Below are 16,150 nucleotides of genomic sequence, written 5' to 3'. Positions count from 1 at the left end.
CTGCATGGTGCCACCGTCCTCCCGCGGCGACCAGTGATTTTCCTCCGCCGGGCGGGACGTCGGGCGGGACGTACGCTCTGCCTATGCGAGGAAGCATCGGTGAGGCGGCTGGCGGTGGGAAGACATCGATGCGCACCGGGATGGCCGCCCTGGTCATGATCGGCATCATCCATCTGACGGCGCAGTGGTTCGGGATCGGGCTGGTCGCCGAGCTCACCCAGGTGCTGCTGATGCCGTTGCTCGCCCTCGCCCTGTGGACCGGCACTTCGGCGCCGCGAGGCGACCTCGTGCGCCTCGCCCTGATCGCCCTCGGCTTCTCCTGGCTCGGAGACACGATCCCTCGCTTCGTGGGTGGAGAGCCCGGGTTCCTCGGCATGCTGGGCAGCTTCCTGATCGCACAGCTGGTCTATGCGGTCGCCTTCTGGCCATGGCGGCATGCCTCGTTGCTGCGCCGGCCTCGCGCGGTGTGGATCTACCTGCTCGTGGCGGTGGTCGTCGTCGTGCTCTCGGCGTCCGGAGCCGGTGCGCTGCTGCCTGCAGTCATGGTCTACGCGACGGCGATCTGTGCGATGGCCCTGCTGGCCACCGGCCTGGGGCGGCTCGGGGCGATCGGCGGCGCGGTGTTCGTGGTCTCGGACTCCCTGATCGCACTGGACTCCTTCGGAGTGCTCACGCTCCCTGCGCACAACGTCTGGGTGATGGCCACCTACCTCGTGGCACAGGTACTGGTCGTGTTCGCGGTGCGCCGGGCGGCCAGCGGAGCGCCCGCAGCAGCCCGTCGTCCCTGACGGGGAACGGGCGCCCCTCGGGGTGCCCGAGGGGCGCCCGTTCGCCGGACTGTTGCAGCTCAGCGCCTGCGCGCTGCGGCGTGGTCGTCCCGGGCCTGCTCGCGTTCGTGGCGCTTGGCCTCCTTCGTCGCGCGGGCTTCCTGCTCCTCTGCGACCGTGATGACGCTGCCGCTGGGATCCGTCGCGACCGAGCCGTCGGCGCGGGTGACCACCAGGCCCCCGGGCTGCTCGTCGGAGCGCTCGCCGCGTTCATGGTGCTCGGCCCGGTGCTCATGGATCCGGTGGGCGTCCGCCAGGAGCTCGCGCACGTTCTTCTCCGCCACGACCATGGACTCGTACTTCGCGGGCAGGGAGTCGATCCTCTTCTCGTGCGCGATCATCTGGTCGTAGATCCCCTGGCGCCGTTCCTCGAAGGACGCATAGGACATCTCGATGTACGCCTTCGCCTCCTGGTGGGCATTGTTCACGGCCGCCTGCGCCCGACCCTTGGGTGACAGCAGGGAGGCGAGCACCGTGACGGTGAGAACACCGAGGATGACGCTGAGGGAGAACCCGGTCGTGATCTCCGGGACGCCATGGAAGGGCTCGCCGCCGTTGACGAAGGGCAGTTCGTTCTCGTGCAGGGCGTGGAAGACGAGCTTCACGCCGATGAACGCGAGGATGATCGAGAGGCCGTAGGAGAGGTACACCAGGCGGTCCAGGAGACCGTCGATGAGGAAGTACAGCTGGCGCAGGCCCAGCAGCGAGAACACGGTCGCGGTGAACACGATGTAGGTGTTCTGGGTGAGGCCGAAGATCGCCGGGATCGAGTCGAGCGCGAACAGCAGGTCGGTGGCGCCGATGGCGATCATCACCAGCAGCATCGGGGTGAGCACCCGCTTGCCGTTCTCGATCGTGAAGAGCTTGTCGCCGTCGAACTCGTCCGTCGCGGGGAGGAACTTCTTGATCACGCGGACGAAGAAGCTCTCCTTCTCCTCCTCGCCGGAGTCGTCCTTCAGCTCATCGACGATCATCTTCACCGCGGTGATCAGCAGGATCGCGCCGAAGGCGTAGAACACCCAGGAGAACGCGTCGATCGCGGCGGCACCGATCGCGATCATGCCGGAGCGGGCGATGATCGCGAAGGTGATGCCGAACAACAATACCTTCTGCTGGTCCTCGCGCGGGACCGCGAAGGCGCCCATGATCACGAGGAACACGAAGAGGTTGTCCACCGAGAGCGCCTTCTCGGTGACATAGCCGGCGAAGTACTCGCCGCCCATCGTGCCGCCGCCGACGAGGAGCACCCCGACACCGAACAGCAGCGCGATCCCTACGTAGATGGAGGACCAGATCGCGGCTTCGCGCAGAGTGGGGATGTGCGCCTTGCGCACATGGAAGAAGTAGTCGAAGGCCAGCAGGCCGAGGACCGCCACGATCGTGAGGATCCAGACGAGCGGGGAGACAGTCATAGGAGAGCTTTCCTGGGTCGAGTTCTGACCCGAGTCTCTCCACCCGTCGATCTGCTCGACGGGCCGCTGCGCCCGGAGGTCCGATGACGGTCCTCGTGATGACGTCCGCAGCGTGGCGGATACTCCCCCGTTGCCATCTCGCACCGTACTGCTGGTTCCTGGGCGGGGAGTGGGAGCGGCGCCGACATCGGCTGCCGGACGTCAGCGGCGAGAACAGCGGACGTGCTGCGACCCGGGCGTGGCATCAACCTCACCGATCCTCGACGGCGTCCTTCAGCTCGTCCTTGTCCATGGTCGAGCGTCCTTCGACTCCCTGACGCTTTGCATCGGCGTAGAGCTGCTCCTTGGTGCGCCCCTGCGCCCCGGAGTGGGAGCGCTGGCCGCCCCGTTCGGAGGGGGACTTGTCCTGCGTGGAGGTTCGGCTCGCCTCCTCGGACTCGCCCTCTTGGGCACGAGTCTTGTTCACGGTGCGAGCAGCGATCTCCTCCGCCTCATCCTCGGAGCTGCCGCTCTCGATCTGACTGTCCTTGATGTGCTCGTACTGGCGTTCACGCTTCGAGCTCCAGGCCTTGGGCATGGTCACTCCTGCTCTCATCGTCGCTGTGCTGTGCTTTCAGCGGGCGGGCTGCCCGCGGGCCCCCATCCTCACGCAGTCCGCGTACGAGGGCGAGGCTGGGAACCGAACGGTCGACATCCCCGGGGCAGGAGCGGCCCGCCGACCGACGGCCGGTGCGCAGGCGCCCCGACCGTCGGTGGACCGTTCCTCGGCCGCGATCACTCGCGGCGAGCATCTCCGGACATGGACCCGATGCTGTTGGACGGGGTGGTCTCATCGCGCCAGCGCAGCAGCGCCCCGACACCCTCGGGGATCCCGTCGGCATCCTCCGGGAGCGCGGAGATGGCCGCATCGGTGGCGAGCGCACCGCGCAGAAGCTCCTCGATACCCGCCGGCTCGTGGCCGGCGACGAACAGGAGCTCCTCGACCTGTCCGCGGGAGAGGGCCTGCCAGACCTCCGCCGCACCGCCGACCGAGGCGCCGTCGCGGGCCTGGCTCTCCCGGAAACGGGCCGCGAGCTCCCGTTGGCGGGCCGCGATGAACTCGTCGGTGACCAGGCGCAGCTCCTCGCGGAACGGGCCGCGGTCCAGCGCGACGCCGCGGCTTGCGCCTTGGACCTCCACCAGGCGCTCCCGGGTCTCCCGGCCCAGTGCCTCGCGCAGCAGACCGATCGCACGGACATCACCGCTGACCATCACCATGTCGACCTGGCGCTCGCGCAGGATCTTCTCGACCGAGCCGGCGACGGCGTCGGCGTTGCGCTCCCAGGAGTCCTCGACACGGGCCTCGTAGTTGTCCGCTCGCCAGCCGTGCTGGGCCCCGCCTCCGAGGCTCGCCTTGTGGAGCACGTCGTGGCCGCCCTCGACCGTCGAGTCCTCGCCCAGCCCATTGGTCCCATGGCTGATCGAGGGATTCTCCGGGGAGCGCAGGTGCAGGTCCGCCCCTGCGCGGTCCACCACGATCAGCAGCTGGCTGACCGCGAACGGGATCAGCCGGAGCAGGGGGAGCAGCGTGGGGAACTCCCCGCGGTGGGCGGATTCCTGCAGCGGCGGCACGGGCAGCACCCGGTCCACCAGGATCTCGGTGTCCGAGGCGAAGAGCGAGCGCCCATGGCGACCGCCCAGTGGTGAAGGGCTGAGGACGGAGTCCTCGATCTGGGTGAGCAGGACCTGCGGGGCGCCCTCCGCACCGAGCCGGGAACGCAGCTGTGCCCACCTCGCCTCGAGCTCGCCGGCGGCCTGCGGATCGGTCCGCGTGGTGTCGAGATGGACCGAGATCAGGGGACCGGTCTGGTCCAGGACAGGAGTGAGCCAAGGCAGTTTCACAGGTGACCTCCAACATGCTCTACGTGCGGGGGAGCGAGCACCCTTGCTCGGCCTCGTCGCCCCGCCTGGGTCCGCTCAACACTTCCACGCGCGCCCGGTCGCCGCAAGCAAACGGCCGGATCCGGCCCCGCCCATCGCCACTCAGACCCCGTGATCCGTGAAGGCGCCCCGGAACTGCGCGGCAGGATGCTCCGCCGGGAGCCGGTCGCTCCCGCTCAGCCGACGGCGCAGAGTGCCCTCCAGCTCGGGCAGGCGGCCGCGCTCCCGCAGGATCGGGGAGACCAGCTCCGCGAAGTCGCGCACGGTGTCGAAGGAGTGGTACTGACGCAGGTTGATCCCGTCGATGCCCTCCACATCGAGCCAGTGCTCGATCGCATCCGCGACCACCTCCGGCGTGCCGGCCACGAAGAACCTGTCCTGCCAGGCCTCGTCGACGGCGTCCAGCAGCTCGCCGACGGTGGAGGAGAGACCGCGCCGGCCCACCGGGGTGTCCGCCGGCAGGCCCTCGGCCTCGAGCGCCTCGGCGATGGTCCGCTCCCGCGGGTGCTCGAGCGCCCGGATCGGCACCGACTGATGCACGAGCATGCCCTCGATCGAGCGGTGCTCCCGGTAGAGGGCGAGCTTCGCGTCGACCTCCTCCTGGGTGCTGGCCGTGATCACCGCCGCCTGCACCACGAACTTCGGAGCTGCGGGATCGCGGCCGGCCTCCGCAGCGGCGGCGCGCACGGCCGGGACGGTGCGCTCGAGCAACGGGCCGTGGGTGAAGACCAGCTCGGCATGGCGTCCGGCGCGCAGGGCACCCGCGGGGGACGCAGTGGCGAGGATCAGAGTCGGGGTGCGCTGCGGGGAGGGCTCGGAGAGATGCGGGCCGGCGACGGAGAAGTTCTCGCCGACATGGTCGATGCGGTGGACCTTGGTCGGGTCCGCGTAGGTACCGGCCTCGGCGTCACGCACCACGGCGTCCTCCTCCCACGAGCCCTCCCAGAGCTTGTACACCACCTCGAGGTACTCGTCGGCGATCTCGTAGCGGTGATCGTGCTCGATCTCGTCGGCGAGCCCGAAGTTGCGCGCAGCGTTGGGCAGGTAGGAGGTGACGATGTTCCACCCGACCCGTCCATCGGTGAGGTGGTCCAGGGTGGACATGCGCCGGGCGAAGGCGAAGGGCGGCTCGTAGCTCGTGGAGAAGGTGATGCCGAAGCCGAGGCGTTCGGTGACCGCGGCCATCGCGGGGACCACCAGCATCGGATCGTTGTTGGGGATCTGCAGCCCCTCCCGCAGGGCGGTCTCGGCGGAGCCTCCGTAGGTGTCATAGGCACCCACCACATCGGCGAGGAAGATCGCGGTGAAGCCGCCGGATTCGGCGATCTGTGCGAGCTCGGTCCAGTACTCGAGGTCGGTGTAGCGATGGCGGTTGTTGCCGGGCAGCCGCCACAGCCCGTGGGTGATATGGCCGACGCAGTTCATCTCGAACAGGTTCAGGATGAGGGGCTTGGGGGACACGAGGGCTCCATTCGTCGGTCAGGGATGCTGCCCTGCACGATCCGCCCTGCGGCCCCGCCGCGCACGTCCTGTGAACGACGGTGACCGGGGAATTCGACGGCGCCCTCTACGTCGACGCACTCGTTCCTGCGGCGTCATGATTCACCGGGGCCACGGGAGCGACGCATCCCGGGACCCTCGGGGATCGCCCGGCCTGCTGAGGGTGATCAGCTCTCGGGGTGGTGGACGCCGGCGCTGCGGGCGACCTCGCGCCAGTTGTCGGCGAGCGATGCCACGGAAGCATGGGCGTTCAGCCCGCTCGGCTGCGGCACCACCCACAGCGCGACGCTCGCAGGCCAGCCGGCGACCGTGGCGGGGTCCTGGAGCCCGAGCCGGGCCTTGGGCAGCGAGTAGGCGGAGCGGAATGCGGTGATGCCCGCGATCGCGACGGCCTGCGGTCGCAGCTGCTCGAGCCGTGCGATCAGCTGCGTCCCGGACCGTTGCAGCTCTTCACGCCCCAGCTCGTCGGCGCGCACCGTGGCGCGACCGATCAGATTCGTGATGCCGATGCCGCGTCGGTGGAGATCCTGCTCGTCCTCGGGAGCCAACCCGCGGGAGGCATCGACCAGGCGGGAGGTGAGACCGGCCCTGTGCAACGAGGGCCAGAACCGGTTGCCGGGCCGGGCGAAGGGAGCGTTGACCGCTGCGGTCCAGAGACCGGGATTGATGCCGACGATCAGCAGCCGCAGCGGCGGGTCCAGCGCCGGATCGGGCAGCACATCGTCGATCGAGTCCGGATCCGGGGTGGCGAAGGCGGCGAGGTCCTGCTTGGTCGGCTTCCGGCCCGCGAGGGGGGAGGGGCGCCGTGTGCTCATCCCGGCACTGTACTGCGGAGCGCGGGCGCGATGCACTGCGGAGCGCGCGCTCTGGGTGGGGCTCTGCGGGCCGCGCGTACGCTGAGGACATGCGCCCCATGGAGGCAGGACGACTGCACGTGATCGCGGGTCCGATGTTCGCTGGCAAGACCGAGGAGCTGCTGCGGAGGGTCCATCGGGCCCGGTTGGCCGGGCTGCGGGTGGAGGTGGTCGGCCACCTTCTGGATGAACGCGGCGGCGCGGACCGGCTGAGCTCCCACGCCGGGCGCTCGCTCCCCGCGCGCATGCTCGAGCATGCCGAGGAGCTGCAGGTGCCGACCGGTGAGGACAGACCCCACATGGTCGCGATCGATGAGGCCCAGTTCTTCGGCCCGTCGATCGTGCCGGTGATCGAGAGGCTGCTCGACGCCGGGATCCAGGTGGAGGTCGCCGGGCTGTGCATCACCTACGACGGTGAGCCCTTCGCCCCGCTGCCCACGCTGATGGCGCTCGCCGAGGAGGTGGTGAAGCTGACTGCGGTGTGCACCGTCTGCGGCGCGGATGCGGCCTTCCACACCCGGCTCGTCGATGACGGCTCCGATGCTCAGCGGATCACCACCTTGCAGGTCGGTGGCGCCGAGTCCTATCAGGCGCGCTGCCGCAGCCATCGCTGGAGCACTGCCCAGCCGCTCGGGGGGAACGCCACGCCGCTCGGGTGACACGCCTGCCGCGCGGAGGAACCGTCATGCCGTTCCGAGGAACGGCCCGCTCAGGTGATCGGCTCGGCGCCCGGCTCGACGACTTCGATGCCGTCCAGGTCCCACTGCCCGTCGATGCGCCGCACGTAGTAGCGCAGCTGGACCTCGGCGTCGTCCCCATTCGAGGAGAACGACTCGGTGACCTCGAAGATCGCGTATCCCTGCCGGTTGATGCGCTCATCGACCTGATAGTCGATCGAGGTGATCCCGCCCAGCGCCTCCTCGAAGATCGAGCAGCTCGTCAACCCGGTCGCGTCGCGGTACTCCTCCGTGGTGGAGTCCATGAACAGCTCGCAGTCCGTGGTCTCCAGCGAGGTGTAGAAATCCTCGAGAGTCGACTGCGGGTTACCGCGGGTGAGCACCTGGAAGGCGATGAAGATCGCGAAGGCCGCGATCACCAGCAGACCGACGGCGGCGACGCCGGCGACCAGCAGCCAATGCCACATCGGGCGCTTGGGCCGACCGGGTCCCGAGGACAGCGGGCGCCCCTGCTGCGGCTGTGCGTAGACCATGACTTCTCCCCGGGTTCGTGTGGCGTCTCCGGTCAGTATCCCGTACTCGGCACTGCCGTGCGATGGGGAGCACTCCCCACTCCCGGGCCTGCCTGGCCCGCGAGAGGACGGGCAGTCGATAGCCTGGCGTGCATGATCGTCACCGCAGACCAGGGACCCGTGGGATCACCGACCAGCAAGGACGGCGCCGGGCTGCGGGCACCGTCCGCCCTGCGGTACGCAGGGAGCGCCGGTGAGGGCGCCGAAGCCGTGGCACCTGTCCTCCCGGGTCTCCGGGAGCTGACGGGCCGCACCATCGCCCCCGGTGATGTCCTGCGCTGGTTCGTGCACCCTGCGCTGGATGCGGCCCAGACCTGGGGGGCGACCTATGTGGCTCTCGATCTGGTGCTCGACGATGGCAGCCGGCTCTCGGACATCGCGCCCCGCGACCAGTACGGGACCCTCGCCACCGCCCGCGGACTCGGCGACGGGAAGATCCTCTACGCGGACCAGTGGAATGACGTGCAGTTGAGCCTGGAGGATCTCGTCGGCCGCACGATCACCGAGGTGCTGATGGTGCTCGACGCCCCGGCGGATCCCGAAGGTGACCTGCTCGAGGAGATCGGCGGGCCGGATGCTTCGCGGGTCGCCGACGGCGCGATGCTCACCGGCTGGATCGACGGCCCGTACCTGGGGGCTCCGCGCGCGGATCCGCCCCTCGAGGACCCGGTGGCCTGGGTCGACACCCGGCGCGGCAGCCATGCCTCGAGCGAGTTCTCCCGCGGGAACACTCTGCCGCTGACCGCACTGCCCAACGGCTTCGCTCTCTTCACTCCGGCGACCGACGCGCGCACCCGGCGGTGGGCGTACGAATACCACCGCGCCAACGGTCCGGACAACCGCCCCCGGCTCCAGGGCATGGCGCTGTCCCACCAGCCCAGCCCTTGGATGGGGGACCGTCACCAGCTGATGATGATGCCGCTGCTCGGCGCGACGCCGGATGCGAGCCCAGCGGCCCGGGCCCGGGCCTTCGACCATGACCGGGAGACTGCCCGGCCGGACCTGTACGAGGTCGCCCTGGACGGCGGCATCACGCTGCGCCTGGCACCGACAGACCACGGCGCGATCTGTGAGATCGACCTGCCGGAGCAGAGCGAGGCGCCGCACCTGCTGGTCGAGGGAGTCGACCAGCACTCGCGGGTCGATGCGGCGGGATCCGTCTTCGACGGCCGCCTGCACGCATGGGTCGACTCCTCCCCGGCACTGGGTCAGGTCCGCACCGAGGGCGCCACCCGCATGTACCTGCTGGGGCAGGTGGATCCCGCGCCGGTCTCCGTGGACCAGGCTCGGGGTGAGAGCCGGGGCAGCGTGCTGACCTTCGCTCCCGGCACCCGTCGGGTCACGGTCCGGCTGGTCACCAGCTATCTCGGTCTCGAGCAGTGCCGGCGCACGTTCGGCCAGGAGCTCGCCGAGCGCAGCTTCGAGGAGGTCCGTGCGGCCGCCCACGCGGCCTGGTCCGAGCGGCTGCAGGTGATCGACGCCCCGGATGCCGCTCCGGCTCAGCGCCGCACCCTGTACGGCAACCTCTATCGGCTGAACCTCTATCCCACCTCGCATGGGGAGAACGCGGGCAGCCTCGAACGTCCTGAGCCGGTCCACGCGAGTCCGGTGCTGCCGGTGAAGGGCGCCCCCACCGCGACCCGCACAAACGCGCAGGTGCTTCCGGGGAAGATGTACGTCAACCACGGTTTCTGGGACACCTATCGGACGTCCTGGCCGGCCTATGCGCTGCTCTATCCGCAGCTCGCCGCCGAGCTCGCGGACGGCTTCGTCCAGCAGTACCGCGAGGGCGGTTGGATCGCCCGCTGGTCTGCGCCGGGATATGCGGACTGCATGACCGGCACCAGCAGCGATATCGCCTTCGCGGACCTCCACGTCAAAGGGGTCCCGCTGCCGGACCTGCTCTCCGCCTACGAGTCAGGGCTGCGCAACGCCACCGTGGCCCCGCCCTTCCCCGAGGTGGGGCGCAAGGGCAACGAGCGGGCGGTGTTCACCGGCTATGTCGACACGGATACCGAGGAGTCCGTGTCCTGGGCGCTCGAGGCGCACATCAACGACGCGGGACTCGCCGCCCAGGCGGAGCTGCTCGCGCAGCGCGCCGAGGCCGACGGCGAGGCGGTGGCGGCCGGGCAGCTGCGCGAGGAGGCGCGCTATCTTGCGGCGCGCAGCCTGAACTACCCGTTGCTGTTCGACCCCGCGATCGAGTTCTTCCAGGGCCGCCACGCCGATGGCGCCTTCGCGCAGAGCCCCGAGGAGTATGACCCTCGCGTCTGGGGCGGGGACTACACCGAGACCGACGGCTGGAACTTCGCCTTCCACGTCCCGCATGACGGGGAGGGGCTGGCCACCCTGTACGGCGGCCGCGAGATGCTGCGTGGACGGCTCGAGGAATTCTTCGACACCCCGGAGCGGGCAGACCGACCGGGCAGCTACGACACGGTCATCCACGAGATGGTCGAGGCGCGCGCAGTGCGGATGGGCCAGTTCGGGATGTCGAACCAGCCCTCGCACCACATCCCCTTCCTCTTCCACCACGTCGGAGCACCCGAGGAGGCGTCCCGGATCGTGCGAGAGGTGCACCGCCGGCTCTTCGTCGGCGAGCAGATCGGCCAGGGCTACCCGGGTGATGAGGACAACGGCGAGATGAGCGCCTGGTGGCTGCTCACAGCGCTGGGCCTGTACCCCCTGCAGCTCGGAACCGGCCGCTACCACCTGGTGGCGCCGCTGTTCCCCCGCGCCACCGTGCATCCCCTGGGCGGGACCCCGTTCTCCATCACCACCCAGGCGGAGGATCCGCAGGACACCTGCATCACCGGCATGACCGTGGACGGCCGGGAGCACCGCGACTCCTGGATCGACCACGCGGACCTGCGCGGCCGCCTGCACCTGCGCCTCGCCGCGGAACCCGCGGACTGGGGAGGGATCCCCCCGTCCCCGAGCACGCCGGGGGAGCGGCCGCAGCCGCTGCGCGATCTGTTCGCCGCCGACCCCTCGGACCCGCTGCACGATGACGACTCCCGCACCGAGCGCGCCTTCGGAACTGCGAGCGCGGTGATCGAGCTGCCGGAGCTGGGCGAGCCGCAGCAGGCCCGATTCCTCACCCTGACCTCCTCTGCGCAGACCGGCGGGGACCCGATCGCCTGGCGCCTCGAGGGATCGGACGACGGGCGCGACTGGACGGTGCTCGACGCCCGTTCCGCGCAGAGCTTCCGCTGGCGCCGACAGACCCGCCCCTTCGAGATCGCGAACCCCTGGCCCTGCCTCCATCACCGCCTGGTGGTGACGGTCTCTGAGGGGCTGCTCCGGCTGGCGGAGATCGAGCTGCTGGCCTGAGGAGCCTGAGACGCGAGCGGGCGCCTGAGGACACCGCCACGGCCGGAGAGCGGGATGCCTGAACGCCGGTCGCGCAGCGCCCACGGCCAGGTCATCAGCGCCCAGACCGCCGCGATCAGCACCGCTTCGACCAGCAGGTACTGCGGCCATGGGCCGAGCAGGTCCAGGATCGAGGGCCCTGCGGGAGCCCGGTTGAGGTAGCCGTAGTTCGCGCCGGTCAGAGCATTGCCGGTGAAGGCGATCACCGCCCACGCCGCCGTCACCGCGTAGGCGAGTCCGTAGCCCCGCCAGGTGGGCCGATAGCCGAGCCCCCAGATCAGCACCAGAGGTGCCAGCAGTCCCGCCCCATGCGCGATCCAGTACTGCGTGAACTCCAACGGGATCCACACGAAGTAGTTCACATCCGGCGTGAGCACGGACTGCAGGTTCAACGTCAGGCCCCAGAACCAGCTGACCACGATCGCCCACCGGGCCTGTGTGATCAGGGCCAGTGGCACGAGGAACCGCAGCGCGTCGGAATAGTGCAGCGGCAGGGATTCATGGAGGTTCCAGGCCCAGGGCATGAAGCCCCACGACGTCCAGAACACGGCGTTGGCGAGCAGCACCCAGCCTGCGATGCGGAGCACCTGGTCCACGCGCTGCGGTGCTGAGCGGCGGGCCCAGAGGACCAGCGCGAAAGCGGCGAGCACGAGCAAGGCGAGCATGGTCAGGTGGGCCGCGCCGTAGGCGGGCATGTGCCCGAGGGGCCCCGCGGCCAGCAGAGCGCCTGAACTGTGGCTCTCCGGCATCTCTGCTCCTTGCGCTCCGGCGAGTGCTCCGGCCGCTCTCGAGGGTCGACGTCGTCGGTCTGTCGTCTTCGCTCCGCCACGATGGTGGGCCAGCACAGGCACTCTGTTCGAGCATACGAAAGCTCCCCGCCGCGGCGGGGAGCTTCCAGTCGAGAGAGGTGTGCACCGAAGGTCATGCTCGGTGGGCGTGCTCGGAAGAGGGGAGGAGTCCGGCTCAGCCGGGCATGGCCCGGAGGATTAGGCGGCAGCGCCCTGTCGGCGGCTGCCGAGCTCCTTGAGCACGGTGACCAGCGCCGCGGAGACCAGCGTGCCGGCGAGGATCGCCACCAGGAATCCCCAGATCGGGGAGATCGCGAAGGCGACGAAGATGCCGCCGTGCGGGGCCTGCGAGCCGACGCTGAAAGCCATGATCAGCGCACCGGTGACGGCGCCGCCGGCCATCGAGGAGGGGATCACGCGCAGCGGGTCCGCCGCGGCGAAGGGGATCGCGCCCTCCGTGATGAACGCCGCCCCGAGCAGCCAGGCAGTGGCGCCGTTCTCCCGCTCCACCGGGGAGTAGAGCTTCCGGCGCACCACGGTGGACAGGGCCATCGCCAGCGGCGGCACCATGCCCGCGGCCATCACGGCCGCCATGATCTGGAAGGATGCCTCGGTGCCCTGGGAGAGGCCGGCGGTCGCGAACAGGTAGGCGGCCTTGTTGACCGGTCCGCCCAGGTCGATGCACATCATCAGGCCGATGATCACGCCGAGCAGAATCGCGGAGGAGCCGGACATCCCGGTCAGCCCGTCCTGCAGGGCGGTCATCAGGGAGGCCAGCGGGCGGCCCAGGAACAGCAGCATCAGACCGCCCACGATGAGGGTGGTCAGCAGCGGGATGATCACCACGGGCATCAGCCCGGCGAGCCACCGCGGCGGCTTCAGGGTGGTGAACCACAGGGCGACCAGGCCGGCCAGCAGGCCGGTGATCAGGCCGCCGAGGAACCCGGCACCGATCGCCAGGGACACGGCGCCGCCGATGAAGCCGGGGGCGATGCCCGGGCGTCCCGCGAGGCCGAAGGCGATGTAGCCCGACAGCGCTGCCACCAGGAAGCCCATGCCGAGGTTGCCGAGGGTGAACAGCACTGCGCCGAGGTAGAGGGCCAGACCTGCCCGATCGGTCTGCATCGCCCCGGTCGCACCGTCATAGGTCTGGGGGTCCGGCAGGGAGCCGAGCGAGAAGGTGGTCGCGACGTCCTGCGCGACGAAAGCGACGTCGAAGCCGGCGATGAGGAAGCCCAGCGCCATCAGCAGGCCGCCCGCGGCGACGAAGGGGATCATGTAGGACACGCCGGTCATCACGGCGCCCTGGATCCGTCGCGGCCAGGACTGCCGCGTCCCCGACTGCGAGGAGTCAGCAGAGCCGCTGCCGGACGCGCCGGCGGTGGGCACGCGCCGGGCCGACGGGTCCGAGGAGGCGGCGACGGCCTCGTCGATCATCTGCGGGCCGTGGGAGATGGCCCGCTTGACGGGATGCTCCACCAGCGGCAGTCCGGCGAAGCGCTCACGACCGGAGATGTTGACATCTGCGGCGACGATCAGTGCGCTCGCCGCGGCGATCTGCTCCTCGGTGAAGGGGGTGATCCCGCCCGAGCCCTGGGTCTCCACGTGCAGCTCGACGCCCTTCTCCTTCGCGGCGTTCTCGAGCGACTCGGCGGCCATATAGGTGTGGGCGATGCCGGTGGGGCAGGAGGTGATCGCCAGCAGCACCGGAGCTGCGTCGGCGTCGGGCTGCGCCACCGGTGTGGCCTCCGCAGTCGTCCCTGCGCCTGTGCTGGCGGCTGTCCCTGCTGCCGTCGCCGGGGCCGCCACGGGCTCCGGTGCGGGCTCGAGCACGGCCATGACCAGGTCGGAGACCTCATGGGGCTCCTTCACAGCACGCAGGTCCGCGAGGAACTCGGGGCGGATGAGCGCGCGCGAGAGCTGAGCGAGGAGCTTCAGATGCTGGTCGTCGGTGCCCGTGGGAGCAGCGATACCGATGATCAGATCAGCGGGCCCATCGGCGGAGCCGAAATCCACGGGCTCTGCGAGGCGCAGGAAACCCAGCGCCGCCTCATGGACCGCGTCGGTGCGGCAGTGGGGGATCGCGAAGCCGCCGGGCATGCCGGTGGCGAAGGACTCCTCGCGCTTGAGCAGCCCCGCCTCGAGGCCGTCGCGGTCGGCGCGACCGGTGGCGGAGATCAGATCAGCCATCAGGCCGATCACCGCGTGCTTGTCGCCGGGAGGATCGACCTCGAGGCGGACCAGCTCTGGGGTCATCAGGGGAGCGGACATGAGTTCTCCTTCGAACGGGCTCCTCCGCGACTGCGGAGTGAGGGCGTGCAGGGTGAGGGCAGGTTCAGAGACGGACGACGCCGGTGGCGTCGATGCGCACCTGGTCCGGCCGGGGGATGGTGGTGCCGGGCAGGCCGACGGCGGCCGTCCCGTAGGCCAGGGCGCGGGCCAGGCGCTGTGCCGGTCCCTCCCCGAGATCGCGGCCGATCAGGTAGCCCGCGGTCGCGGAGTCGCCGGCGCCGACGGTGGAGACCACCGGGCCCGCTGCGGAGGGGCAGTACCAGGCGGAACCCTCGGTGGCGAGCAGTCCGCCTGCTCCGCCGAGGGTCACCAGCACGGCGCCGACGCCGCGGTGGTGGAGGTCCAGGGCCGCCTCGTGCACTCCGGTGAGGTCACCGGCGGCGGCCTGCTGCTCGAGGGCATCGCCGTCGGTGCCGACGATCTGTCCGAGCTCCTCGGCATTGGGCTTGAGGAAGTCTGGCGCGACCTGCGGCAGTGCGGCGGCGAGCGCCATGAGCGGCGCGTCTGAGGTGTCGACCCCGACCCGGGCCCCCTGGGCGTGGAGCTGCTGCACCAGGCGCACATACTCGTCGACCGGCAGGCCCGGTGCCAGCGAGCCGGAGAGCATCACGGTGTCCTGCGGACCGGCGGTTCCCAGCAGGAGCTGTTCGAGTGCGGAGACCTCGGAGACGGACAGAGTCGCCCCGGGCTCGTTGAGCTTGGTGGTGAGCTGCGGGCTGGAGAGCACGGTGAGGTTCGTGCGCACCCTGCCCGAGATCGGGCTGGAGCGGACCGTGAGCCCCTCCGCTGCGAGCAGCGTCAGCAGTGGGTCCGCCGGTGCTGCCGGGAGCACCGCGGTGACGGGCAGGCCCGCTCGGTGGACGCCGAGCGCGACGTTGATGCCCTTGCCGCCGGGCTGGGTGTGGTCCTCGCCGATGCGATGCACGCCCCCGGGGGTGAGCGGGCCACCCAGGTCGACCGTCCGATCCAGTGAGGGATTCGCGGTGAACGTGATGATCATGCGCAGATCACCTCGACGCCGGCTTCAGCGAGGAGGGCGCTGAGCTCGGGAGGCGGTGGTCCGTCGGTGACCAGGGTGTCGACGTCGGTGAGGGCGGCGAAGGTGATCAGGCGCGTGATGCCGAACTTCGAGGAGTCTGCGAGGACCACTCGCCGGTCGGCCGACGTCACCATCGCCGTCTTCACGGCGGCTTCGTCGGGGTCGGGGGTGGTGAAGCCCTCGGGCCCCAGGCCGTTGCAGCCGAGGAACACGACCTCCGGATGGAGCAGACGGATCGCGTCGACGGTGGTGGCACCGACGGCTGCCTCGGTGGCGGGACGCACCCTGCCGGGAAGCACGTGCACCGCCAGATCGGTATGGCGCAGGGCGCCCTGCGCGATCGCAGGAGCGTTCGTGATCACGGGGCCACGGCGACCGTCGAGGTGGGGCAGGAGCTCACCGATCGTGGTGCCGGCGTCGAGCAGCACGGCGGCCTCGGGGTCGGAGGGCAGCAGACGCGCGGCGGCGAGGGCCAGGCGCCGCTTGGCCTCGATGTTGGTGATCCGGCGGGATTCGAGGTCCGGCTCCACCTCGCCGGGGTGACGCGTGACGGCCCCGCCGTGGACGCGATCCAGGAGCCGCTGTTCGGCGAGCTGGTCGAGATCGCGGCGGATGGTCTCGGTGGCCACCTCGAACTGTGCGGCGAGATCGGTGACGGTGACGCGGCCGGATTCGGTCAGCGCATCCAGGATCCGATGTCGGCGTTCTGGGGCGTACATGCATCCACCTGCTTCATCGACGGGGCGGGAGCGGAGAGCTCGGGGAGCCGTACCGCGTGAGGATCACAGTAGCCGGGAAAGCCACACAAAACAACAGTGGGAGTGTGTGGGTTTTTCTGGGTGTGCGGTGGGTCGAGCGTTGAATCCCGGAGCTGCCTGCCTGCGCAGCACCGGGCGT

The 16,150-nt window shown here is 70.2% G+C and carries 13 protein-coding genes; 3 read left to right on the top strand and 10 right to left on the bottom strand.

Annotated elements, in window-relative coordinates:
- Positions 1-83: 83 nt before the first annotated feature.
- Positions 84-788: a lysoplasmalogenase gene (locus ACT3SQ_RS15925; RefSeq protein ID WP_444601375.1), complete on the top strand. Its 705-nt coding sequence runs from the start codon at positions 84-86 to the stop codon at positions 786-788.
- A gap of 59 nt (positions 789-847) precedes the next feature.
- On the opposite strand, the gene ACT3SQ_RS15920 is transcribed toward ACT3SQ_RS15925, so the two are convergent.
- The 5 genes from ACT3SQ_RS15920 to ACT3SQ_RS15900 form a co-directional block, all read right to left on the bottom strand.
- Positions 848-2,239, bottom strand: a complete 1,392-nt coding sequence (locus ACT3SQ_RS15920) for a TerC family protein (RefSeq protein WP_444502233.1) — start codon at positions 2,237-2,239, stop codon at positions 848-850.
- A 250-nt stretch (positions 2,240-2,489) separates the two neighbouring features.
- Complete coding sequence (locus ACT3SQ_RS15915) at positions 2,490-2,816, bottom strand: plasmid stabilization protein (RefSeq protein ID WP_441444286.1); 327 nt, start codon at positions 2,814-2,816, stop codon at positions 2,490-2,492.
- Between the two features lie 197 nt (positions 2,817-3,013).
- Positions 3,014-4,120: a baeRF2 domain-containing protein gene (locus ACT3SQ_RS15910; protein ID WP_441444287.1), complete on the bottom strand. Its 1,107-nt coding sequence runs from the start codon at positions 4,118-4,120 to the stop codon at positions 3,014-3,016.
- Positions 4,121-4,261: 141 nt separating this feature from the next.
- Positions 4,262-5,620: an NtaA/DmoA family FMN-dependent monooxygenase gene (locus ACT3SQ_RS15905; protein ID WP_441444288.1), complete on the bottom strand. Its 1,359-nt coding sequence runs from the start codon at positions 5,618-5,620 to the stop codon at positions 4,262-4,264.
- Between the two features lie 206 nt (positions 5,621-5,826).
- Positions 5,827-6,474 (bottom strand): mismatch-specific DNA-glycosylase, encoded by a 648-nt coding sequence (locus tag ACT3SQ_RS15900; RefSeq protein ID WP_442332323.1) that lies wholly within the window; start codon positions 6,472-6,474, stop codon positions 5,827-5,829.
- A gap of 89 nt (positions 6,475-6,563) precedes the next feature.
- On the opposite strand from ACT3SQ_RS15900, the gene ACT3SQ_RS15895 reads away from it, so the two are divergent.
- Positions 6,564-7,172, top strand: a complete 609-nt coding sequence (locus ACT3SQ_RS15895) for a thymidine kinase (protein ID WP_441444290.1) — start codon at positions 6,564-6,566, stop codon at positions 7,170-7,172.
- A 50-nt stretch (positions 7,173-7,222) separates the two neighbouring features.
- Here the strand turns inward: ACT3SQ_RS15895 and ACT3SQ_RS15890 are convergent, their stop codons facing one another.
- On the bottom strand, positions 7,223-7,723 hold the full coding sequence (locus tag ACT3SQ_RS15890; protein ID WP_441444291.1) for a hypothetical protein: 501 nt from the start codon (positions 7,721-7,723) through the stop codon (positions 7,223-7,225).
- Positions 7,724-7,855: 132 nt separating this feature from the next.
- On the opposite strand from ACT3SQ_RS15890, the gene ACT3SQ_RS15885 reads away from it, so the two are divergent.
- Positions 7,856-11,095: a GH92 family glycosyl hydrolase gene (locus tag ACT3SQ_RS15885; protein ID WP_444502234.1), complete on the top strand. Its 3,240-nt coding sequence runs from the start codon at positions 7,856-7,858 to the stop codon at positions 11,093-11,095.
- On the opposite strand, the gene ACT3SQ_RS15880 is transcribed toward ACT3SQ_RS15885, so the two are convergent.
- From ACT3SQ_RS15880 to ACT3SQ_RS15865, 4 genes are all read right to left on the bottom strand, one after another.
- Entirely contained in the window at positions 11,029-11,883 is an 855-nt protein-coding gene (locus ACT3SQ_RS15880) for a YwaF family protein (RefSeq protein WP_441444293.1), read from the bottom strand. The genes ACT3SQ_RS15885 and ACT3SQ_RS15880 overlap by 67 nt on opposite strands.
- Before the next feature lie 237 nt (positions 11,884-12,120).
- Positions 12,121-14,193: a PTS fructose transporter subunit IIABC gene (locus ACT3SQ_RS15875; protein ID WP_444502235.1), complete on the bottom strand. Its 2,073-nt coding sequence runs from the start codon at positions 14,191-14,193 to the stop codon at positions 12,121-12,123.
- A 64-nt stretch (positions 14,194-14,257) separates the two neighbouring features.
- Positions 14,258-15,214 (bottom strand): 1-phosphofructokinase family hexose kinase, encoded by a 957-nt coding sequence (locus ACT3SQ_RS15870; RefSeq protein WP_442332325.1) that lies wholly within the window; start codon positions 15,212-15,214, stop codon positions 14,258-14,260.
- Positions 15,211-15,972: a DeoR/GlpR family DNA-binding transcription regulator gene (locus tag ACT3SQ_RS15865; protein WP_441444296.1), complete on the bottom strand. Its 762-nt coding sequence runs from the start codon at positions 15,970-15,972 to the stop codon at positions 15,211-15,213. The genes ACT3SQ_RS15870 and ACT3SQ_RS15865 overlap by 4 nt, the downstream gene beginning before the upstream one ends.
- Positions 15,973-16,150: the final 178 nt, after the last annotated feature.

The organism is Brachybacterium sp. AOP42-C2-15 (genome assembly GCF_052377065.1).
Lineage (GTDB): Bacteria > Actinomycetota > Actinomycetes > Actinomycetales > Dermabacteraceae > Brachybacterium.
The sequence above is the reverse complement of the archived record's forward strand: the minus strand, read 5'-3'. Positions and strand labels throughout refer to the sequence as shown.